This is a genomic window from Ruegeria sp. BHSA118, from assembly GCF_059613405.1.
Genome location: NZ_JBXWSM010000168.1, coordinates 1 through 1076, shown reverse-complemented (window position 1 = coordinate 1076; position 1076 = coordinate 1). Strand labels below are relative to the sequence as shown.

The 1076-nt window shown below is 55.3% G+C and carries 2 protein-coding genes; both read left to right on the top strand.

Translation table 11 applies throughout. The features are described from left to right. On the top strand, positions 1 to 379 hold a 379-nt coding region (locus AC2FNN_RS21690; protein ID WP_496760602.1), incomplete at its 5' end, for a hypothetical protein. 44 nt (positions 380 to 423) lie between these two features. Further along, the coding region (locus AC2FNN_RS21685; protein WP_496760600.1) for an acyltransferase family protein at positions 424 to 1076 on the top strand (653 nt) is incomplete at its 3' end.

The window sequence follows — 1076 nt, the reverse complement described above, 5'->3', positions numbered from 1 at the left end:
GTTGAACCTCCACGACACGCGCAGTCTGGGCGCCGGGGCTTATGTGGAAGACGCAAAGGACGCGTGGGTTTTCAAGCCCAGTTGCAGACCCTTGTCCTTTCTCATGATCTTCAATGGTACGGCAGTTCCGACCTTTGCCAACCCCACGCAGCAACCGCTGCGCATAGTTGGTCCGTTAGCCAGCGTGCAAGGCGCAGTTCAGAAAATTGCGCTGGAGGCCAATCACACGCTGCCATCGGCCTTGAATGCATTATCGAACGCCAAAGCCGATACAATCGTGACATGTTCCACGGAATCGTTTCCGCCGCAGGTTCCGGGTTTCGAGATACTTGCAGCAACTGAACCGTGGATATTGTATCAAAGGATAACTTCCAAATAATTGCGGACCCATATGTTTACGCCACCAACCCAGAGGACTCGCGGATGAAAGACCAGGATGCGCATGTAACCTCGGGCGATCCTGCGCGCTGCTATATCGCGGACCGGGCAGACGGGCGGGACAACAATTTCAACCTGATCCGGATTCTTGCCGCCAGCGGCGTGCTTGTATCGCACGCCTATCCGCTCAGTTGGGGTGGCGCGGTTGGTCAACCGTTTGAAACTGCTCTTCACGGGCTGTCCTTGGGCATGGTGTGCGTATGGATCTTCTTCGCCATTTCAGGATTCTTCATCACACGCAGCTTCGATAGAAAACGGTCTGCCAGTTCATTTCTGATCGCTCGCGCGCTGCGTCTGTTTCCGGCACTTGCGGTCGTGACAGGGATTACGCTCTTGGTTGCCGGGTTCATACTGACACAGACCCCTGCATCCGTTTTCTGGGCGCAGGCCGGGGAATTTTTTGCGCGCAACATGCTGCTGTTCAAGATTCAATACGTGTTGCCCGGCGTGTTCGAATCCAACCCTTACGGCCCGGCAGTCAACGGCTCACTCTGGTCGCTGTCTTACGAGGTCACCTGCTATATCGGTGTATTGATCTGCGGCATCCTCGGCATTCTGGGTCGGAAAAAAATCTTTGCTGTTGTTACCCTGCTGTTCCTGGTCGTCTATGCGGTGGCCATGGTGACCGATCTGAACCC